We start from the raw sequence: 20,603 nt of genomic DNA on the forward strand, positions 1-20,603 counted from the left end.
CAAACGACCTGGTATTCGCGTGTGCTCCGAACCGAACGAGCCGACATTGTAATGTGTAAAATGAGCACCTGCGGCTCGCGAAAAGGCCCTACCCCGCTACTGGCGACGATGGCGTCTCCGAAGACATTAGCACGCCACGCTGGAGCAAAACGGATTCTTTGTCGTCCCAATCCACGCGACACGGTTCACTGGTAGCGACTTCTGAGTCGCAAATCCCCAACGCCAAACGCATGATTCGGCGATGCTGCCGCTGGTCGTCGACAAAGGGAACACTGCGGTCCAGAGCGACCGGCAACGCAATCTGTTCATCTCGGTGGTAACAAGCGATCCGGTGCAACGTCACAACTCGCAACCAATGCCATGGCCGTTCGACGCGAACGTGATTGCGACACCAACGCCAATCCGCAAAACGAAGCAACTCGTCTTCTTGAAACAGAAAGCAGCGGATGCACTCTTTGCGAACCACGTTTCGGTCTTCGCAAGTCATGCAGAACAGCCAAACTTTTCGCGGCATCGACGACGTCGCCAGCCAACCAGTCAGAATGCTCGCGGCATCATTGAGAATTTCAAACCCGACACGACCTTCGGTGGGAACGATGGGCGCATTCAACGTTGTCGCACGAGCCAACTGACGCAGCGACTCTCGCGCGGAAGGATTGTCGTAGGCATCATCGATCGTTCGCCTTGGTGCAACATTGCGAAACACCAACTGCACGGTGCCGTCTTCACCATCAACCGGCAACAAATAGTGGGCCTGGAATAGCAACTCATCTGAATCGCCGCGGCGAAGCCGATCGAGATACTTCAGTCGTCTGCGAAACAGCACCCACCAACTGATCGCAATGCCAAGCAGCACACCGGCGGCTTTGCCAACCAATTCCGGAAAGACACGTCGCCACTCCATCTCGGAGAGCCATTCCAACAAAGCTTCCATCCAAACCATCCCCACAAACGCATCCACCAACTGCAAACCGGAACAAGCAGTCTGCTGGGATAAGTTAACACAGCTTCAACCGAGCACCGACGCCACGTGCTCTCGATTGGACGCTCGTCTATGATTGGTTCGGCACCGTCACCAAGTTCCGATTCCTTCTCTTCAACAACGCTCCATGTCAGCCACGTTTCGCGTCGAAGTCTCGAAAGAGCAATTCATTTTCTCCGCCGCACACTTCATCACTTTCGCCGGCGACATTTGCGAACGCATTCATGGCCACAATTATGGTGTCCGTGTCAGCGTGGAAGGGCCTTTGGATGAGAACCGCTACGTCGTCGACTTCATCGCGCTGCGAGACGCGGTCCTCAAACAAACGCAAGCCCTGGATCACCACGTGATCCTGCCGCGAGACCACCAAGAAATCTTGATCACGCAAGACGAGACAGAAACCACGGCACGCTTTCGCGAACGACGATGGGTCTTTCCCAATGAAGACTGCATCATCATGCCGGTCATCAACACCACGGCGGAAGAGATCGCTCGCGTGATTGCAGAAAACGTTCGCGAACAAACACGAGAACAGTTCGGCAGTGCCTTGTCATCGATCGAAGTTGCCGTCGATGAAAACGCTGGCCAATGGGGCGTTTGCAAGTTGCCTTGGAACGAGTGAACTCACACGTTGGACGAAGCGGCGTTGTCTCTGGCGACCGAATCCCCGATCGCCGGCACGACGATTTGCTTGGCTGGTTTGTTGCCCGGCAAGTCGTATCGTTGATTGATTGGCACCACCACGCCGCAACTGACGATGAACTGCAACGCTTCGTCAATCGTCAGGTTGAGGTCGATCGCTTCACTGCGGCGAACACTGACCGTGAATCCGGTCATCGGCATAGGGCTGGTCGGCATCAACACGCTCAACATTGGTTCGCCAGCGGCTTCTGAAATTTCACGCATGCCGTTACCGGTCACAAACCCAAGCGACCAAATGCCATCGCGAGGATACTGGATCGCGACGACTCGGTTGAATTCAATTTGCCGATCATCAAACGCAAAGTCCGTGATCTGTTTCACACTTCCGTAGACCTTGTTCACGATCGGGATGCGTAGAATCGTGGCGTCAAACGTTGTCACAAACCAGCGTCCGATTCCGCCGGTGAACAACCGGCCTAGGAAATACAGCAGCACGAAGAACACGATCAAAAAGACCGGAACAACCACCGATCGCGGCATGTACTGAAGCTGGACAAACCGATCCCAGTACGCCATCGCGTTGTTGGGCGGAACTGCATACGGACCAAACGCATCGATTTCCGAATCGACTCTCTGGACCACGTATCCAGGCAAGTAACGTCGCCCAGTCGGGTCGGGGACGTATGACAAACCTTTGTAGGTGAATCCGCGTTGATTCGGTTTGCTCAGCGATCCTTCGGGTGCGTCATTGATGATTGCACCTTCAGGCGGACGCTCGAACGTTTCGCTGACCGCCGGGATCAGGACGAAGCGTCGAATGCCGGTTTCAACCGGCAGCAAAACGTAGTTTTCGATCGCATTCCAAGCCCAGATCAACACCACGATCGTCAACAGTGGCGGCAGAACGACACCCAATCCGCGAACGATCGCGCGGCGAGCACCACCTTTGTGTGGAGCGATTGCGTCGGCTTGGTCTTCGAGAGAAGTGTCGGTCGATTCAGTCATCTTGCGGGAAAACCGGATGAGAATATCAGTGGGACGATCGCTCGCGAAAAGCGACTTCACGCCCGAGGGATGAGAAGCCATCGTGAAAAGGGACGTTGTTTCCGCCGACACGTCCAACCGCACGACAGACTTTAACACGGAATGCCGATGCACAAACCCGCAAACTCGCCCCAACCGGCCCATTCCAAAAGGATGGGTACGGTGAACGTTTCATTTTTGTGCGTCACGAATTGCCCGAGCGACAACCAGTAAATCCACTCGAGCGGCACCAGCGTCCAGCAACACCCGAGAGATTTCATCGGCGGTCGCTCCGGTTGTCATCACATCATCGACCAAAAGAACGTTTCGGCCTGACACCCGTTTTCTCCATCGTCGACGAACTCGGAAGGCTCCCCGCACATTTTCGCGGCGAGCCTCATCGTCCAACAACGCCTGCTTTTGTACCGAACGCGTCGTTTCCAACAACGATCCAAACCAGAAATTCATCTCGCGAGCGAATCGGCTGGCGAGCGATCCAGTCCCGACTCCTCCCCGCCGAAACTGTCGCCAAAACGGGCTGGGCACATGGGTTACCATCGGCGACTGATCTGATTCGCCCTCCGCATCAGTCGTATCATCCGGCACGCACAGCGAGAGCCTTGCTTCCCCTGCGCGATAACGATCTGCCAGCCGAACGGCCAATTCCCTGGCAATCGCGGTGTTGCGTGGGTATTTGGCAGCGATGATCGCGTGCCGGACGACTTCGTGGTAGCGATAAATCGCGGTCACCGATTTGAATGAAAACGCGGTTTGGCGTCGAACGCATTCTGGGCACGGCAACGCGTCCGGCACGTCAGCATCGCCGCTCCCTTCCGGGTCGTCCTCGACATGAGAGGGTCGGACGTGACCAGCCGCGGGCCAGGCACAACGCTCGCAGGCGGACCGCATCGCCGGAGCCGACTGGACCAACGCCGTTTCGCAAACTCGGCAAAACGAAGCGAACCGACGCCGGGAATTCGACGATTGTTCGTGCGAGCCCTCGCCTTCAAGGGCATCCCCCGTCAGCTCACCGCAAAGAACGCAAACTGGCGGAAATATCAGCGGAGCCAGCAATTCGCTGGTGTTTTGCACACTTTCGATCAAAAAGTCAGAGCTTTTCACAAAATAACTTTGTGTTCCCGCGAACCTTCTGCTGAAATAATCCTCTAACCAGTCAGCGACATCACCACCCCGCACGGGCGGGGACGTTGCATGAAGCGGTCGGTCATGGGCAAGATTCCCTTGGCCGATTTGTGATTGTAACGAATTCGGTGTCCTTACTTTCCGTTTTTGAGCTCCATCACCGCACCGAGAAAATCGGCGCAGGGAGGATTCGATGCGTAACCTGATCTCGACTCAACGTGTTGTCCGCATTTCCCAGATCCTGGGTGCTATGCGTACGAATGCTGCCGAGACTCTGTGCGTCGTCGTCCATACCTGCTCATTGCAGTGGGAGGGCCTCGGTTATCCGGGGTCCACCGGCCCGGAGCCTCTGGCAGCCAGTTTTGCGGCAATAAAACCCTGGCGGTTTTCATTTGCCACTGACCAAACGTGTCACAGGTCCATGCGATAAGGCCCCAGCCTTTCCCTCGCATTGAACTGAAGCACGACGCGAAAAGTCTCTGGCACGACTGACCCTTGGGTCACGCCGCTGACTTTTCGTTTGCCGCCCATCGCGTTTCGCGTCGGCAGCGCCCCGCTCGGATCCGAACCTCGCCTGCACCTTCGTCCATCGTTCACACCGATGGCAGAAGTCTTCTCAACAGACTTCTGAAAGACGTTGTTGCATCCAGCGAAGCGTTCTCATCCACCCACGGGGCTCGCTGACTGAGCAGATTCTTCGATCGGGTTTTCCAACTGGTTTGAAACAATTCAGCAGGCAGTCGCTTGGCTGACCTGAACAGGAAAGTATTCCCGGAACTCCGGGAGGATGGACACCATGAAGATCACCCCTGATTTCACGACCACCGTTTCGTCGTCTGACGGCAACGCCATCGTTCGCAACTCACCTTCCGCATCTGCTTCCGGTCAAACGGTGGCGCAGTTGGTTATCGCTGCTCAAGGCGGAGACCAACTTGCATTTGGCGATTTGTTCGAACGGTACCGACCCGTCATCGTCGCTTTGGCAATCAGCCGAGTTCGCAACGTGCACGAAGCCGAAGAATTGACCCAGGACGTTTTCATCCAAGCGATGCAAAAGCTGGATCAACTTCGCGTGCCCGAAGCATTCGGTGGATGGTTGCGTCAAATCGTTCACCGCATGGCGATCAATCGATTCAGCCGACAACGAACCGCCACCGCTTGCGATCCAGAAACCCTGGAAGCAACTTGCGTCGATGACACCACGCCTGAAAACGTGGCTCAAGATCGCGAGCAAGCCGCTGCGGTTCGAAGCGGGATCGCTCGCCTGGGAACGTTGGACCGTCAAACGCTCAACGCGTTCTATCTCAATGGACAATCGTTGATTGAGATGAGCGATGCGTTCGACGCTCCCGTGGGAACGATCAAGCGTCGTCTGCACACCGCGCGACGTCGACTGGCAGAAACGCTGCAAGACGAAATGGCTTTTGGGGATTCGGCGGACGATAGTGCCGACGAATCCCCGGCCGTCTTGCCGATGCCATCGGCTCGCGACCGGTCGGACGATTCCATCGGAGACTCAACACTGATCGCGCAAGCGGTTTGAATGTCCGTCGCCCTTCGTATCAGCGAAAATTCGCGGCGTGGAATCGCATGATCTCCACGCATCGTTGCTCGTAGATTTTCAATCCCGAGTGGGGAACCTCTGGGACAACGATGCGTTCAAAAGGAATGCCAAGCGATGTCAGAAACTTCATGTACGCCAGGTTGTTCTGGTAGTTGAAACCTTTGGTGCCAACGTAAATCATCCAATCAACCTGGGGAGTCTTCGTCTTGGAAAAGGCTCGTGCCAAATCCCAAGTGTTGTCGCCTTCTGCGAAAACGAGCTTCTCGGATTCGCGGCCTCCTGACTCGCTGATCTTGCGTTCGGTTTCATAACCGCCACCGCCCGCCGCTGCGCTGCAGAACAAATCGGGGTAACGCAGCGACAACCGCATCGTCCCACGTCCGCCCTGCGAAAACCCTTCGATTCCACGGTGCTCACGGTCTGCGATCGTTTGGTAGGTGGAATCGATGTGCGGGATGAGCTCATCGATGAACACATCCGCTCCTTGCTTGGTTGGCTCGCCGGGAATGTTGTAGTGACTGACCGGGCCGCCATTGACGAACACATAGATCATCCCCGGAACTTGCTTCGATTCCATCGCAGAGTGAAGCAACGGAACCAGTGCGAGTGACTTCGCCTCGCTGCCCGGGCGACTACCGTGAAGGTAGTAGACGACGGGATATCGCTTCGACGATTCACCTTCGGAGTAACCCGGCGGCAACAGGATCGCGTACCCCACGTCTTGTTTCAGCGATGGGCTTTGAAACGTGCCATGCTGGAGCGAGGGGTGTAGTCGTTTATTCGGAATCGGGTTCACCCAAGCGAACGGCGCAGGCTTCTTCTTCGCCTTTTTGGGTGTTTGCTTAGAGTCCGTAACAGACGCCGGCTTGGATTTAGTAGGAACCGACGGCGGTTCCGCGAACAAAGATGGTCCAGCGAACAACGACAGACAGGCAACCAAACAAACGACGCGACGCATGGGCAAACTTCGTGGGGCGGGGAATTTGGTGGGGAGGCACCACTATACTCATCCGAAGTGCGACCATCGCCGCGATGCAGTCGCCACGCATTTCCTTCTCTGCCATAACGAAGCGAGACAATGATGGATCCGTTCTTGCAAGCCGCTCTCGATGAAGCACGACTTGGACTCCAAGAACATGGAATCCCGATCGGCTCCGTGCTGGTGATTGACAACGAAATCGTCTCGCGTGGTCACAACCGCCGCATCCAAAGCGGCAGTGCCATCTTGCATGCCGAGATGGATTGCCTGGAACGAGCCGGTCGCCTGACCGCAAATGACTATTCGCGTTCGACGCTGTATTCCACCTTGTCGCCGTGTGACATGTGCAGCGGTGCTGCCCTGCTCTACAAAATCCCGCGAATCATCGTGGGTGAGAACCAAACGTTCCAAGGACCGGAATCCTACGTTCGCAGCCGTGGCGTTGACTTGCAGATCGTCAATGATCCGGTTTGCATTGAGCTGATGCGGACCTTCATCGAAGAGAACCCGACGCTCTGGAACGAAGACATCGGTTTGCCGACTCAGAATTGAGCTCAAGCCTCGACCTCTTGTTCAACCTCTGTGCCTGCCCCACATTTTTCACAGGCGGGCAAGAGCGAGTGACGGACTCCACCGCATTTTTCGCAAGCGTGAAAGAGCGTCGTTTCGCAACAGGGGCAGGTATAAGGCTGGTCAAATGTGGCCGCATCGCCATCGACCGTGACAGGAGTGCGTTTCTTCAAACTCCGCCGCGTCCACACCGCGAATTTTAATGGGCCACGCTGGATCGGGTAGTCGCAGATCGGGCAAAAGAAATGGGCGTACGCTTCCCGGTACTGTCGCAGCAACCAATCGCGACTGGGCCGGGCGATCAGTCTCAACAACCGAACCAAGACTCCCGTCGCAATGGCCAGCGACAACAAGATCAAAATGTACTTGAAGTAGATCGCAGGAAAGTGATCGTGCATCACCAGCAGAACTCGAGCGGCGACGGCGCCGCTGAGTGCATAAACCAGCATCGCGTAGGTGCCGCCCGCCTGACGCACGAACAACCAACCGCAGATCAACAGCAACGGAATCAGCAAGGCAAGCTTGTACGCCGCAAGCTTCCATTGATGCTGTTCCGCGAGCGCATCATACTCGTCCGCAATCGGACGACTTTCACGCGTGATCGCGTCGCCATTGGCACGCTGCTTCTCTTGAATGTCATCCAACTGATCGTTGAGATCCGATAGTTCGGCATTCAGCGTTTGTGTCTGGCTCTGATTTGCCAAAAACAATTGCAGACTGTCCGTGAGAGCCGACTGTTGACCTTCACTCAGCGACGTCGCGTTCTCATCCGCGTTGCGTTTGAGTTCCAGCAGTTGATTGATCGTCTGCTGCGAATCTCGAGTCGTTTGCGTTGTCAGTTTTCGACGCCGTTCGGTCGACGCGATTTGCTGATTCAAATCCACCAATTGCGCCGCCAGCAATTGCCGCTCGTCCTGCAATTTTTTGGGCAAGCCCTCGTCCAGCATTTGGTTGTAATTCGGCCCCTGCACGCGATCGATGTCGCGAACGATGTAACCGAGCAACCAAAACGCCAGCAAACCAACCGCGACGCTGAACCCAAAAACCATGAAGCGAAGCATGAATGATCCGCGGTGTTTCTTTGTCTTCATCTGTTCGCCTCAATGCCAACGTCGGAGAATGGGTTCCCTTAGCCTAGAGCCCACGCTTTCAATATTCTTCGCGAAGATCCCGCGAAATCAGTCTCGAGGTTTCCGGCTTGAGCGACGGAAGACAGCCCATTACTCGATGATTGAAGAGCCCTGGAACCTGCTTTCTTTCAAACGTTCTGAGTAGCGGTCCTCTCACTACCAATGGATGGTGAGAGGAACCTTTCAGCTTTTTGCTTCGTGTACACTGGATCGTAGGAGGAGCAAACATGTCGCTCGAAAACATGCTGTCAGCCTTGACGCCCAACGAAAAAATCGCCGCAATGGACATCCTGTGGCGGGATCTGTCTGCTACACCGACGCAAATAGTATCGCCCGATTGGCACGGAGACGTTCTGGCAACTCGGAGTCAGAAACCGTCTTCGGAACCACCATTGGGACTGGATGCCGCATTTGACGACGTCAGGGATCGGCTAGATGCGCGTCGAACTCAGGGCTGAAGCTAGAATTGACCTCGTGGACAGGGCCGAATTTTACGAAAACATTTCCCCCGGGCTAAGTGAGCGTTTTCTTGATTGCGTGCGTCAAGATTTGGCGTTGCTAGGATCCACGGCGGGCATGCATGAGTTGTACCGTGGATTTCACCGCGCACTCGTGAAACGCTTCCCGTTTGCAATTTACTACCTCGTCACGTCAGATGCAGTGCACGTGGTCGCCGTACTCGACTGTCGTGTTGCCCCCAAGTCAACAGACGAGAGACTGTGACGAACCATGTGAATTGGGCTACGTGTCGCGTCTATTCGCTTCGCAAAATCGCGAGGCACAGAGCGACCATCACGCTGAAACTGGCGACCAGGCCGACTAGACCGAGAATGCTGACTCGCTGGATCCCCAACGTTGGCTGGTCGGGGAAAAGGACCGGCGAAACCTCGTAGGACAGCATCAACGCCGACCCCAAGAACACCGCGCTGGTCATCAGCCCAACCACCAAGCGATTGACCACCGGGGCAAAACGCTTGGGTTCCAAGCGGACTTGCAATTGCCCCAGTCGGGCTTGGTTCATGAGCGACAGCAATTGCTCCGGCGCGTTCTCCATGAACGCTTCGCTCTCCAGATAAATCCGTCGGGCTTGCCGAAGCCGCCGCGCCGGAGTCAAGCGGCGGATCATCACGCGGCGAAGATACGAGCGAACAATGTCCAGCGAATCAAACCCAACGCCGATCTCTCGCAAGGTTCCCTCGAGCGAAATCAACATCTTCAACAGCAGCGCGGATTGATTGGGAAGTCCGATCCCGTGCCGGTGAAGAATCTCGCTGAGTTGGTTCAACGCCCCGGCAAGGTCGAAACGGTCGAGCGTTTGTCGACCGTACGTGTCAACGAAATCGGCAACATCGATTTCCAAAGCAGACTGATCCAAGTCGACTCGTGGGTTGCCAACCCGACGGATCAAACGCGTCAACCGTCGGCAGTCGCCCGAGTTGATCGCGGCAAGCATTTCTTCGATCGACTCTCGCATCGCTTCATCAATGCGGCCTGTCATTCCGAAGTCAAGAATCGCTAATCGACCGTCTCGCAAGCAAAACAAATTTCCCGGGTGCGGATCGGCGTGAAAGAATCCGTCCTCAAACACCATTCGCAAATAGGTTCGAGCCAGTGTTCGGCCTAGCTCCGGCGGCAAGTCAGCCCGAGTCATCTCGGTCGACTCGCCAGTGGTCTCGCTATCGTCTCGCTCGAAAATTTTGGCCAGCGGTTCACCGACCATCTCTTCCATGACCAAGACACGTCGTGTGCAGAGTTGGTCAAACACCGACGGAATGGCGATCTCAGCCTGGTCACTCTCGAGGATCTGAGCGAACTGTTTGAGATTGCTGCGTTCGCGGTTGAAGTCGAGTTCGCGAAGGATCATCGGCATCAACTGCCGGACCATGTCCGACGGTCCCCAGATGGCGAGCGACTCGACGTGGTCGGCCCATTGAGCCAACCCTTCGAGCACATCCAAGTCCTCACGCATCATTTTCTCGATGCCGCGACGTTGGACCTTCAACACAACTCGCTGTCCGTCCATCAACTCGGCGTGGTGGACTTGCCCGATCGAGGCGGTCGCCAGCGGCACCGGTTCAATATGCCGGAAGTGCTTTCGAAAGTTCGGACCGAGTTCTTCGGCCAACGTTGCTTCGACAACTTCCATGCTGTCGGGCGAGACTTCGTTGCGAAGCTGTTTCAACTCTTCCGCGATTTCATTGCCGACGAGGTCAGGGCGAGCCGCGAGGACCTGGCCCACTTTGATGAATGTCGGCCCCAACTCGGTGATTGCCATCCGGATGCGTTGCGACCGCGTGTACTGGGTCAGCGGAACGCCCGAGCGATCTTTGATCCAGTTCTGCAGCGGCAATCGGCGGGTACGGCTGATCCAATCTGCCAACCCGTACCGGCGCAGCACCCTCAGGATCTCGCGTCCTCGGCGCAGATTGCGGTACAACTGGGGGATCGATGTCAGCTTCATGAGTTTCCGTGGAGGTGGTTGGTCGTTCCATTGTGATCGCAGGCTTGGCAAATCGTCGAGCAGGACGAATTTTCGGCCTCGAAATCCTTCCCTTTATGACCAATATTCCGCTTGCAGCGTTGGTTCCGTCCGGATTGCCGACGCCCGATCCGTCATTTGCAGACGATTGGGCGACCGCGATCGCGACAACAATCGAGCTGATGCTGGTGTCGGCTGGAATCGCGATTTTGATCGGGGTGCCAACCGCATTCTGCGTCAGCCTGCTGCGTCCGAACCACTGGCTGGTCCGAACCTGGACCTTTTTCGCGTTCGTGACCTTGGCGATGCCGCTGATCTTGCTCGCCGCAGCCTGGGAAGCTACGGCCGGAAAATTTGGTTGGTTGGTCACCACCATGACGGGAGGCAACCTGGGTTGGGTCGGTTGGATCCATGGCATGCACGGCGTCGCGTTGGTGTCGCTGGCAACCGTCTGGGCGACCCGTCGAATTTCTCCCGTCGCAATTCAACAGGGCGTGCTGGATTTCTCTCCCAGCCAAAGTTGGTGGCGTGTCAAATTGCCAATCGCGATGCCTTGGATCGTCGCGTCGGCCGTCGGAGTGATGGTGCTTGCCTCCACCGAAATGAGCGTCGCGGATCTGCACAGTGTTCGCACCGTCGCCGATCAGTTCTACCTGTTCTACTCGGTGGATCCGAACACCACGTCCGTGTTGGTGTCGACGTTGGTTCCGATGGTTGTCGGTGGAATCCCAACCTTGCTGTGGTTTTGGTTGCAACGTCGCCGATGGCAAGTGGCATCGGACTGGAATCCTGAACCCATCGACGTGCCGCCCCAAACAAAGGATGTCGCATCGCGTGGCACTCGCGTGGCTGCCTCCTTCGCCGTCGCATTTTACACGCTGCTTCTGGTGCTGCCGCTCGCTGGATTGATTGTCCAAACGGGCCACTCGGTGGAAGTGGTCGACGGTGTACGACAAGCAACCTTTCGCTGGCAAGCGTCGCTCCGCGCGATCGCGGAGGCCCCCAAACTGTTCGGCGAAGAGATTGTCTGGACGATTCAGCTTGCACTGTTTTCGATCCTCCTGTCGCTACCGCTCGCGATGGGACTGGCTCGTTTGGCACGATCATCGAGGGTGGCGGGACTCGTCATCGATATCGCGGGCACCATGCTGTTTCTCATCCCAGGCCCCGTGATTGGGATGACCATCGCGGCCTTCTTCCGTTTGCACATTCCGGGGCTGGATTGGCTGGCAACTCACACCTTGGTGCCAACCTTGTTCGCCGTTGGTGTGCGTAGCGTCTTGGTCGCCTACGCGATTTTGAGAAACGCCTACGACGGCATCGACAATGCCACTTGGCAAGCCGGGCAAATGGACGGATCAGTCACCTGGCGGTGGTGGCACCTGGAGCTTCCCTTGCTGCGACGTGGATTGGGCGTCGCAGCATTGGCGGTGGCAATTGTTTCCGCGGGAGACGTCCCAGCGGCGATGCCTGTTTTGCCCCCCGGAGTGACCACGACCGGCACCCGACTGTTCGGATTGCTGCACAGCGGAGCCCGATATCAAGAGGCATCTTTGGCAATGGTTCACACGGGAATGGTGGTCGTGCTGTGCGGGCTAATCTTGGTCCTGCGACTCCACTTGCGTCGATCAAGCAAAAGCTTAGATTGAAATGTTTCGCCGCGTCCGCACCCCGCTTCGGCCCTTGCCTTGTTTGTCCCCGAATCTTTGCTCGCGGTGTACTGTGTGCTGATCATCACGGCCTCGGTCAGTGGTGGGTGGTTGCCGTCGTTGGTGCGGATGACCCACCTTCGGACTCAGCTCCTGATGAGCTTTGTCGCTGGTTTGATGCTGGGGATCGCAACGCTGCACTTGCTGCCGCATTCGATGCACAAAATCAGCTCCGCATCTCGTACCGGCGGTGGCGTTTTGGTTGGCGTCATCACGATGTTCATCTTGCTCCGAGCGTTTCACACACAGGTGCACGGCCACGGGGAGTCTCATGAACATAACCACCAGCATTCTCATGCGAATTCGAAGCACCTGAGCAGCAAACCGCTCGGTTGGCTCGGCATGCTGTTTGGCTTGGGACTTCACACGCTGATGGATGGAGTCGCTCTGGCCGCCAGTATCGCTGCCGAATCTCAGCACTCACCTTGGCTCGGACTAGCGGGACTGGGCACGTTCCTCGCAGTCGCCCTTCACAAACCTTTGGATGCGTTTGCGATCACATCAGTCATGAGCAAAGGTGGATGGACATCCGCCCAGCGTACAATGGTGAACCTGACCTTTTCGATGGCCTGCCCGATTGGTGCGATCGCGTTTTACTTTGGTGCCACTCAGTTCGCCAACACCGATATGCTGCTCGGCTGGGGACTGGCTCTTTCAGCTGGATTCTTCATCTGCATCTCGCTGTCGGACCTGCTTCCCGAAGTCGCTTTTCATGACCACGACCGATTGAAACTCACCACCGCGCTGTTGCTTGGAGTCGCCTTGGCCGTTGCGATCGAAAGCCTGCCCGGGCACAGCCATTCCATGGCTCCGCTTCGGGAAGCAACACCGATCGTTGACAGCATCGACCTATCCGACGTGACCCCTTAATCCACTTACCCAGAACCCATCTCATGGGAAGTTGCGATCACAATCATTCCGACAGTTCGACGGGTGAATCCGATCATTGCGGAAGCTTGCACCATCACGGCCTGACTTCCGCTGGCCAGTTCGATTCCGTCAGCGACGCTAGATTGCTGTGGTCGGTATTGCTGAACCAAGGCCTCACGGTTGCTCAGATCGTCGCCGGAATTTTTTCGGGCAGTGTCGCGTTGCTGTCCGACGCGGCTCACAATTTCAGCGATGCCAACTCCTTGCTGATCGCCTACATCGCTCGGCGAATTGCTCGCAAGGAAGCCAATCAAAGATACACCTTTGGTTACCGCCGAGCCGAACTGATTGGCGCCACGATCAACCTCACCCTCTTGGCAGTTGTCGGCTGCTATTTGATTTACGAAGCCGTGCATCGTTTCTTTGACCCGCAACCGATCATCGGTTGGTTGATGGCTGTGACCGCAGCGATTGCATTGGTCGTGGATCTCGGCACCGCACTTCTGCTGTGGGCGATGAGCAGAGGCTCCCTGAACGTGCGAGCCGCTTTCATTCACAACTTGGTCGACGCCGCCGGCAGCGTGGCCGTTCTGATTGGTGCCGTAGCGGTCATCTACCTCGACTGGCTGTGGGTCGATGCGTTTTTAACCTTGTTGATCGCTTCCTATATCCTCTACCAAGTCGCGAAAATGCTTCCTGAGGCGACTCGCATCTTGATGGAAGGAGCACCTGCGAATTTCCATTTCGACGAGATGCTTGCCGACCTCGGCAAAATCGATGGTGTGTCCGGAATCCACCACGTTCACCTTTGGGAATTGGACGAATCGCATCGAGCCCTCGAAGCTCATGTGGTCATCGAACCGACTCGCTACGAAGATTTTGAGCCAATCAAACGTCTCATCAAGGCGTATTTGATCGAAGAGCACAACATCCGTCACTCCACGCTCGAGTTTGAATTTGCGGGCACGTCCGATTGCCACGATTCCGAAGGCAATCTGATCAATGGCGATTGCTTGTAGGAGACACGGACAACATGTCCGGCAGGTACACTGGGAACCCCTCTCATCCCCTGCCCTCGGACATGCTTTGCCCCATGACTCGATTTCAATCGACTGTGCTCGTTCTTGCACTTGTTGTTCTTGTTTCGGATCCTTCGATCGCATCCGCCCAACGTGATCCGAATCGAATGACCCATGGTCCGATGCTGGGCCAGCCCTCCTCAACCAGCGTCGCCGTGTGGGCTCGCACATCCGACCCGGGTGAATTCACCGTTCACTACGGAACTCGACCGCCTGAAAACCATGGTGGTGATCTATCAGAACACACCAGTGAACCGGGCCTCACTCGTATCGAGCACGACAACACCGGCTCCGTAACGTTGAGCGATCTCGAACCCGACACGCGGTATCACTACCGCGTCTTTGTCAACGATCGCCCGCAAGGCGAACCGGGCACGTTCCGCACACTTCCTGATCAAGCGGGATCGGAGTCCGAACACAATCCCGACGGGTTGTTCAACTTCCGGTTTCAGATCGGTTCCTGTGCGAATCAAAATCCACTGCACGGGGTTGGCCACGACAGCCCCACCTACAAACATCTGAATCAAGATTGGGCGGACAAAGTCCACTTCCACATCATGAACGGGGATTGGTTGTACGAAGAACTTCGCGAGTATCCCGCCGAGGCATGGCGACTCACCCAAGGCATCGATGAGCTCCCACAAGTTGTTCAAACCATGCCAACCGTGGCAGGCGTTTGGGAGAACTACAAACTCTATCTCACTCGCAATCACGCCTTATCGACCTGGCATCGCAACGTGCCGTCGATGTTCACCTTCGATGACCACGAACTCGTCAATGACATTTGGGGAGCCTCCGAAGCGGGCAAACGTCATCGCCGAACCGTTTTTCGCGACATTGGAACCTACGCTTGGAACGACTACCTAGGCTGGGCGAACCCATTCGAATCCAAACAACGTTTGCATGTTGGTAAAGCGAAGCTAACCGCTGGCAGCGACTTGTTGGTCGATCGGCAAACGAATTTCCGGCAACTGCCACTGAACGAAATGCTGAACCTGCATGTGCACTGGGGAACCGACACCGCGGGCGTCAACGACATGATCTACGACACCGACGATGGCGAAGCCAACTCCTATGTCTATGACATCGTGGAAGTCGTCGATGAGCACACCGTCCGGCTGCACATGCCAGCCAAAGCAGACGGCCAAGTCAGCTACTCCATCGGGCAACGCAGCTACGGGAAATTCACTGTCTCCAACTGCGACTTCTTTTTGCTCGATACGCGTGGCGATCGCGACATGCACGATGTTTCCCAGCGAGACAAACCGGGTGTTTCGATGCTGGGGCAACATCAACGCGAATGGTTGCTTCGTGAAATGAAAGCCAGCGACGCCAAGTTCTCCTTTCTGATCTCAAGCGTTCCGATGATGATCCCACACAGTGGTGCGGGTGGATTCGAAGCCGACGAAGCCAACAAAGAAGAAGCTTGGACCGGCTTTTTAGACGAGCGAGAGATGCTGATTGACGCTTGGGACGAGATGGACAAGCAAGTCTTCGTGATGACAGGAGACCTGCACAACAGCTTCGCAATTCGAGTGACTGACAACGTCTGGGAGTTCTGCTGCGGGCCACACAACAGCGTCAATCATGTGCCGGAACTCGACGAAAGCGACCGCCCTGCGACAGGACGGTTTCAATTTGGACCGCGTGAGTGCGACATCCGATGGAGCAGTTATGTGCTAGCTGACCTGCCTCGTTTAGAACGACTTTACCCGCATTTTTGTGTGGTGCAGATCAACAACGTCTTCAACATGCCGGTCAAACAAGGCGACAAACGCTTGGTCGCTTACCCGCATCCGCAGGTCGTGTTTCAGTACTACGACGGCTGGACCGGCGAACTGGCCTACGCCGAGTCCGTCTCTTTGCCGCGAGAGTGAATCACTGCTTGGAAATCGCTTCGGCAGTGGTGGATTCTGGTTTCAACCAACCGTCTGCGCTGCCGGCGAGTTTCCATTCCGGGTTGATCGGAATCTGCAAATGAGCCAATGCGACGGTGACCAAATCCACCGTCGCCGGCGGTGCGGAACCTTCCGCTCGCTGGATTGTCTCCCCCTTCATCGCCGAAGACCCGCTGACAATCATCGGTGCCGTGTAGACATTCGGATTTTCGCGACCGCCGCCATGGCCGGTCCCTTCGCCACCGTGGTCGGTGCTCACCAGAATCAACCAGTCTTCGTCAGCATAGGCCTCTCGTTGCTTGACCGCCTCCAGCAGTTCCCCCACCATCCGATCGACGTTCTCAATCGCGGCCACGTAAGGCGGCACACTGGGATGAAACCCGTAAGAGTGCCCCGTTTCATCGGTCGACCCAAAGTAGATGAACGTCCAATCGGCATTGTCATTCTTTAGTACAGGAATGGCCGACCAAGCCAGTGCCTGGTCCGCTTCCGTCCAGACGGTCGAAGCCGTCGCATTCTTACCTGGCGTGACAACCACATCGATGTCCGCATCCGTCGTCACGTGAGTTCGCAAAGGAGTCCAGCAAAGATAAGAAGCGGTCCTCAGGTTTGGCTTGACCTGTTTCGCCAACGCAAAACCGTGCGGCGCGGCCTTTGCATCGCGTCCCTTGAAAGAGTTGTCGAGCACACCGTGTCGATCCGCCCAAACACCTGTCAGAAACGTTGTCCAGCCCGGTCCACTGACGGTGTCACTGTCAGTAACATCATCGGAGGTCACTCGCGTTTCGAGACACAGCGTGCCGTTGTCAGCAAGCGAATCCAAGTGAGGAGTCTTGGCCGCAACGAACGCATCGCGACGCAAACCATCGATGCCGATCGTCAGCACTTTGGGTTCACCAGCGGTTGCATGGGCTGCAAACAGTGACACGGAACATACCAATGCGACGCCAACTGAACTCAAACGAAACCAACTCATAAACCGACCGTGTGATGTGATCTGCATTGCCGAACTTGAAAGCGGCCGACACCATAAACCAATGAATGCTATCGAACAAACCAGGAAGATCGTTCGCTATCGAGGCGATGTTCAGGGGGTTGGCTTCCGAGCCAACGCCATTCACCAAGGCCGTGGCCTGAACGTGAAGGGCTTCGTCCGCAACGAACCCGATGGAGACGTCGTTCTGGACGTGCAAGGGCCGGGGAAAGACCTGAACGAACTGCTTCGCCGGATTGGCAGTTCGATGGAAAGAAAGATCAACGAGACATTGATCGATGATCGCGAACCGCTGCCGGATCGCGAAAAATTCTCAATTCGTTATTGAGAAATAAATACAAAACGCCGACCATCAACGGGCCGGTGAGTTGTTTTAACTTGACCCGTTGCATCGACGTTTCAATGCATCAATGAGTTGTCAGCGAGACCTGACGTACCTCATTCCGATGTGGAGTCGGTTTCGGGAGCGGCGTCAGCTTCCGCTGCGGGTTCGGCTTGCGATGCAGATTCAGCTTGCGTGCTGCCTTCAACTTCGGCAACTTCTTCAGCGTTCTCCTCAGCAGGCACACGTACAACGGCGATCAATTCATCGCCGTCATCCACATTCATGATGCGAACACCTTGCGTGTTCCGACCAATCACGTTGATGTCGCCGGCACTGATTCGTTGCAGTTTGCCTTTCGCAGTCATCAGGAACAGTTCGTCGTCATCGTTGACGCGAGCGATACCGATGACCTTGCCGTTCCGCTCGCTGGTCTTGATGTCGCGAAGACCTTTGCCTCCTCGCTTCTGAGTGCGATAGCGAGCCGAACCGCTGGCGGCCGAGCCTTCTTCGTCGCCGCTTTCGCTGGACGCATCCGAATCGTTTTCGGAAAGTTCGGCCAGGTTGGGTCCAAACGGCGTGCGTTTGCCGTAGCCGTTCTTGCAAACCGTCAGCAGCGTCGCCTCGGGATCGGTCACGACCATTCCGACCACCGCGTCGTCGCCGACCAACGAAATCCCCTTCACGCCGGACGTGTTACGTCCCATCGGACGAGAATCGGATTCACGGAAACGGATCGCCATGCCGTCGGAGGTGACCAAGATGACTTCATCGCCAGGCCCAACCACCGCGGCATCCACCAACTCGTCGCCGTCGCGAAGTTTGATGGCAATGATGCCACCTCGTTTCGGTCGGCTGTATTGTTCCAGCGGAGTCTTCTTCACCAGACCGCTTTTGGTCGTCATCACGATCGTGTGACCGGGCTGGTTGAAATCGCGAACGGCCAAGCACTCAGCAATTTGTTCGCCTTCTTCCATCTGCAACAGGTTCACGATCGCGCGGCCTTTGGCATCACGAGCGAGCTGCGGGATGTCATAGACCTTCTGCCAACGCACTTTCCCGGCCGTCGTGAAGAACAACAGGTACGCGTGGGTGCTGGCGACAAACAAGTGCTCGATCGGATCTTCGTTATCGCTCTTGGCACCCTTCATGCCTTTGCCACCACGACGCTGCGTGTTGTAGACGCTGGTCGGCGTACGCTTGATGTAACCACGGTGACTGATGGACACGACCATCGTCTCTTCCGTGATCAAATCTTCCAGGTCAATGTTGCCCAGCTCTTCGTGGCTGATCTCGGTTCGACGTTTGTTGCCGAAGCGACGCTTCATTTCCTCGAGGTCTTCTTTGATGATGCCGTTGATACGGCTGGGGCTGCCCAGGATATCGATGTAGTCGATGATTTCCTTCAGCAGTTCAGCATGCTCCCCGGAGAGTTTCTCTTGCTCCAGGTTGACCAATTGTCCCAAACGCATGCGAAGAATTTCGTCGGTTTGGACACTGGTCAGCGTGTACGAATCGGCTTCACCACGTTCCAACTGGAACTGCTTGAACCCTTCGTCACCGAGAGCCCGCTGCATCATCGATGACGGGCACTCAATGCCCATCAAGCGTTCTTTCGCTTCGGGCTGTGTGCGACTCGTGCGGATCGTTTGAATGATCTCGTCGATATTGGCGAGCGCCAGCAACAAACCTTCGACGGTGTGTTTGCGACGACGGGCACGAGCGAGGAGGAACTGCGTGCGGCGCCGGATGACCGTGACGCGGTGACGCAGGAACTCGGCCAGCATCTCCTTCAGCGTCAACTCGCGCGGCTTGCCGTCGACGAGGGCCAAGAAGATCAACGAGAACGTGTCTTGCAGTGGCGAGAACTGGTACAGCTGGTTCAAGATCACGTCCGGATCTTCGCCACGCTTCAGTTCGACCACTAATCGAACGGGTTCCTTCAAATCGCTTTCGTCGCGAATTCCGGAGATCCCTTTGATCCGGTCTCCGTTGACGAGCGCCGCGATCTTTTCAATGATCCGGTCGCGATATTGCTGGTAAGGAATCTCGGTGATGACGATGCGACTCCGGTTGCCCTTCATCTCTTCGACTTGGCAACGGGCGCGGACCACCATCGTGCTTCGTCCGGTCTTGTACCCACGACGCACGCCGGCACGTCCGCAGATGATGCCGCCGGTCGGGAAGTCAGGACCGGGGATGATCTCGCACAACTCATCGAGCGATGTTTCCGGTTCTTCGATCAACTTGATCAAAGCATCGCAAACTTCAGTCGGGTTGTGAGGCGGGATACTGGTCGCCATCCCGACCGCGATGCCGCCTGATCCGTTGATCAACAGGTTGGGGAACTTGCTGGGCAAGACCGTTGGTTCGGTTCTCGCTTCATCGTACGTTGGGATGTAGTCGACGGTGTCAAGCTTCAGATCTTCCAACATCGCGGCCGCAACCGCGCCCATGCGAGCTTCTGTATATCGCATGGCAGCCGGGGGCAATCCAGCAACGCTACCGAAGTTCCCCTGCTTGTCGATCAACAAGCATCGCATGTTCCATTCTTGAGCCATCCGAACGAGCGTCGGATAGATCACACTTTCACCGTGAGGGTGATAGTTACCCGAGGTGTCACCGGAAATCTTGGCACATTTGACCCGCTTGCTGCCTGGGCCGAGGTTCAAGTCATTCATGGCGACCAAGATTCGACGCTGCGACGGTTTTAAACCGTCACGCACATCGGGCAAGGCTCGACTGACGATCACGCTCATCGCGTAAGTCAGATAGCTCTCGCGGAGCTCGTCTTCGATGGGCAGATCGACCATCCGAAGCGCGCCATGCCCCCCGTGCGGATCCGGGTTGCCTTCCGAACCGTTGCCAGGAGGTGGTTCGGCGCCACCGGGCGGATTGCCTGAACCAGGCGGATTTTGAGTGCCACCACCGGCAGCTGCATCGGTGTTGCCAGCCCCGTTTTCCTGTCCACCGTTGTCGGAGGATCCGTTCACTTCGCCCGCGTTTTCGTCGCCTGGTTCCTGATTTTCGCCGTCTTCAGCCAAGGGATTTGCTCGTTTGTCACGGGGGAAGCGGGCTGGTGCCGATCGCTGATCCGCAGGCCCAAAATTGGAATGCCCATTTTACCTCGTTCACACGTTTTTCACAACGCCGCGAGGCTTTCTGAACATTGACGCAAGCCATTGTTTTCCAAATACTTACGACGGTCTTTTTGATACC

16 protein-coding genes and 1 pseudogene are annotated in these 20,603 nt (G+C 56.3%); 9 read left to right on the top strand and 8 right to left on the bottom strand.

Going from position 1 to position 20,603, the window contains the following annotated elements:
• Positions 1-88 precede the first annotated feature (88 nt).
• Positions 89-934 (bottom strand): hypothetical protein, encoded by an 846-nt coding sequence (locus tag CEE69_RS01755; RefSeq protein ID WP_233214502.1) that lies wholly within the window; start codon positions 932-934, stop codon positions 89-91.
• A gap of 175 nt (positions 935-1,109) precedes the next feature.
• On the opposite strand from CEE69_RS01755, the gene CEE69_RS01760 reads away from it, so the two are divergent.
• Complete coding sequence (locus CEE69_RS01760; protein ID WP_099259215.1) at positions 1,110-1,604, top strand: 6-pyruvoyl trahydropterin synthase family protein; 495 nt, start codon at positions 1,110-1,112, stop codon at positions 1,602-1,604.
• A gap of 2 nt (positions 1,605-1,606) precedes the next feature.
• Here the strand turns inward: CEE69_RS01760 and CEE69_RS01765 are convergent.
• Both CEE69_RS01765 and CEE69_RS01770 read right to left on the bottom strand, forming a co-directional pair.
• Positions 1,607-2,843, bottom strand: a pseudogene (locus CEE69_RS01765) (DUF502 domain-containing protein).
• Positions 2,840-3,769, bottom strand: coding sequence for a ComF family protein (locus tag CEE69_RS01770; protein WP_099258860.1), 930 nt, complete (start codon positions 3,767-3,769; stop codon positions 2,840-2,842). Before CEE69_RS01770 ends, CEE69_RS01765 begins: the two are co-directional and overlap by 4 nt.
• A gap of 808 nt (positions 3,770-4,577) precedes the next feature.
• Between CEE69_RS01770 and CEE69_RS01775 the strand changes: the two genes are divergently transcribed.
• The gene (locus CEE69_RS01775; RefSeq protein ID WP_099258862.1) at positions 4,578-5,333 is read left to right on the top strand and encodes an RNA polymerase sigma factor; all 756 of its coding nucleotides are present in this window, start codon (positions 4,578-4,580) and stop codon (positions 5,331-5,333) included.
• 19 nt (positions 5,334-5,352) lie between these two features.
• On the opposite strand, the gene CEE69_RS01780 is transcribed toward CEE69_RS01775, so the two are convergent.
• A complete protein-coding gene (locus CEE69_RS01780) occupies positions 5,353-6,312 on the bottom strand; it encodes an alpha/beta hydrolase (protein ID WP_099258864.1) in 960 nt (319 codons plus the stop codon).
• 123 nt (positions 6,313-6,435) lie between these two features.
• Here CEE69_RS01780 and CEE69_RS01785 point away from each other — a divergent pair, with 123 nt between their 5' ends.
• Entirely contained in the window at positions 6,436-6,885 is a 450-nt protein-coding gene (locus tag CEE69_RS01785; protein WP_099258866.1) for a nucleoside deaminase, read from the top strand.
• A 2-nt stretch (positions 6,886-6,887) separates the two neighbouring features.
• Here CEE69_RS01785 and CEE69_RS01790 read toward each other — a convergent pair whose 3' ends face one another.
• Positions 6,888-7,994, bottom strand: a complete 1,107-nt coding sequence (locus tag CEE69_RS01790; RefSeq protein ID WP_099258868.1) for a hypothetical protein — start codon at positions 7,992-7,994, stop codon at positions 6,888-6,890.
• 281 nt (positions 7,995-8,275) lie between these two features.
• On the opposite strand from CEE69_RS01790, the gene CEE69_RS33605 reads away from it, so the two are divergent.
• Positions 8,276-8,491, top strand: coding sequence for an addiction module protein (locus CEE69_RS33605; protein ID WP_390179956.1), 216 nt, complete (start codon positions 8,276-8,278; stop codon positions 8,489-8,491).
• A gap of 296 nt (positions 8,492-8,787) precedes the next feature.
• On the opposite strand, the gene CEE69_RS01805 is transcribed toward CEE69_RS33605, so the two are convergent.
• Positions 8,788-10,494: an ABC1 kinase family protein gene (locus CEE69_RS01805; protein WP_099258874.1), complete on the bottom strand. Its 1,707-nt coding sequence runs from the start codon at positions 10,492-10,494 to the stop codon at positions 8,788-8,790.
• Between the two features lie 95 nt (positions 10,495-10,589).
• Between CEE69_RS01805 and CEE69_RS01810 the strand changes: the two genes are divergently transcribed.
• The 4 genes from CEE69_RS01810 to CEE69_RS01825 all read left to right on the top strand — a co-directional run bounded on the left by CEE69_RS01810 (position 10,590) and on the right by CEE69_RS01825 (position 16,047).
• Positions 10,590-12,161, top strand: a complete 1,572-nt coding sequence (locus tag CEE69_RS01810) for an ABC transporter permease (RefSeq protein WP_233214506.1) — start codon at positions 10,590-10,592, stop codon at positions 12,159-12,161.
• 39 nt (positions 12,162-12,200) lie between these two features.
• Positions 12,201-13,091, top strand: coding sequence for a ZIP family metal transporter (locus tag CEE69_RS01815; RefSeq protein ID WP_099258878.1), 891 nt, complete (start codon positions 12,201-12,203; stop codon positions 13,089-13,091).
• A gap of 23 nt (positions 13,092-13,114) precedes the next feature.
• Positions 13,115-14,110 carry a cation diffusion facilitator family transporter gene (locus tag CEE69_RS01820; protein ID WP_099258880.1) on the top strand — a complete coding sequence of 332 codons (996 nt, stop codon included), beginning with the start codon at positions 13,115-13,117 and terminating at the stop codon, positions 14,108-14,110.
• A gap of 74 nt (positions 14,111-14,184) precedes the next feature.
• A complete protein-coding gene (locus CEE69_RS01825; RefSeq protein ID WP_099258882.1) occupies positions 14,185-16,047 on the top strand; it encodes an alkaline phosphatase D family protein in 1,863 nt (620 codons plus the stop codon).
• 1 nt (position 16,048) lies between these two features.
• On the opposite strand, the gene CEE69_RS01830 is transcribed toward CEE69_RS01825, so the two are convergent.
• Positions 16,049-16,996, bottom strand: coding sequence for an alkaline phosphatase family protein (locus tag CEE69_RS01830; RefSeq protein WP_233214508.1), 948 nt, complete (start codon positions 16,994-16,996; stop codon positions 16,049-16,051).
• 109 nt (positions 16,997-17,105) lie between these two features.
• Here CEE69_RS01830 and CEE69_RS01835 point away from each other — a divergent pair, with 109 nt between their 5' ends.
• On the top strand, positions 17,106-17,390 hold the full coding sequence (locus tag CEE69_RS01835) for an acylphosphatase (RefSeq protein ID WP_099259216.1): 285 nt from the start codon (positions 17,106-17,108) through the stop codon (positions 17,388-17,390).
• A gap of 110 nt (positions 17,391-17,500) precedes the next feature.
• On the opposite strand, the gene gyrA is transcribed toward CEE69_RS01835, so the two are convergent.
• Positions 17,501-20,428 carry a DNA gyrase subunit A gene (gene gyrA, locus CEE69_RS01840; protein WP_099258886.1) on the bottom strand — a complete coding sequence of 976 codons (2,928 nt, stop codon included), beginning with the start codon at positions 20,426-20,428 and terminating at the stop codon, positions 17,501-17,503.
• Positions 20,429-20,603: the final 175 nt, after the last annotated feature.

Source organism: Rhodopirellula bahusiensis (genome assembly GCF_002727185.1).
In the GTDB taxonomy this organism is placed as follows: domain Bacteria; phylum Planctomycetota; class Planctomycetia; order Pirellulales; family Pirellulaceae; genus Rhodopirellula; species Rhodopirellula bahusiensis.

What these genes read in the sequence shown, in the direction of transcription:
- CEE69_RS01755 (WP_233214502.1), bottom strand. Translation starts at nt 934, where the DNA reads ATGGAAGCTTTGTTGGAATGGCTCTCCGAGATGGAGTGGCGACGTGTC.
- CEE69_RS01760 (WP_099259215.1), top strand. Translation starts at nt 1,110, where the DNA reads ATGTCAGCCACGTTTCGCGTCGAAGTCTCGAAAGAGCAATTCATTTTC.
- CEE69_RS01775 (WP_099258862.1), top strand. Translation starts at nt 4,578, where the DNA reads ATGGACACCATGAAGATCACCCCTGATTTCACGACCACCGTTTCGTCG.
- CEE69_RS01780 (WP_099258864.1), bottom strand. Translation starts at nt 6,312, where the DNA reads ATGCGTCGCGTCGTTTGTTTGGTTGCCTGTCTGTCGTTGTTCGCTGGA.
- CEE69_RS01785 (WP_099258866.1), top strand. Translation starts at nt 6,436, where the DNA reads ATGGATCCGTTCTTGCAAGCCGCTCTCGATGAAGCACGACTTGGACTC.
- CEE69_RS01790 (WP_099258868.1), bottom strand. Translation starts at nt 7,994, where the DNA reads ATGAAGACAAAGAAACACCGCGGATCATTCATGCTTCGCTTCATGGTT.
- CEE69_RS33605 (WP_390179956.1), top strand. Translation starts at nt 8,276, where the DNA reads ATGCTGTCAGCCTTGACGCCCAACGAAAAAATCGCCGCAATGGACATC.
- CEE69_RS01805 (WP_099258874.1), bottom strand. Translation starts at nt 10,494, where the DNA reads ATGAAGCTGACATCGATCCCCCAGTTGTACCGCAATCTGCGCCGAGGA.
- CEE69_RS01810 (WP_233214506.1), top strand. Translation starts at nt 10,590, where the DNA reads ATGACCAATATTCCGCTTGCAGCGTTGGTTCCGTCCGGATTGCCGACG.
- CEE69_RS01820 (WP_099258880.1), top strand. Translation starts at nt 13,115, where the DNA reads ATGGGAAGTTGCGATCACAATCATTCCGACAGTTCGACGGGTGAATCC.
- CEE69_RS01825 (WP_099258882.1), top strand. Translation starts at nt 14,185, where the DNA reads ATGACTCGATTTCAATCGACTGTGCTCGTTCTTGCACTTGTTGTTCTT.
- CEE69_RS01835 (WP_099259216.1), top strand. Translation starts at nt 17,106, where the DNA reads ATGAATGCTATCGAACAAACCAGGAAGATCGTTCGCTATCGAGGCGAT.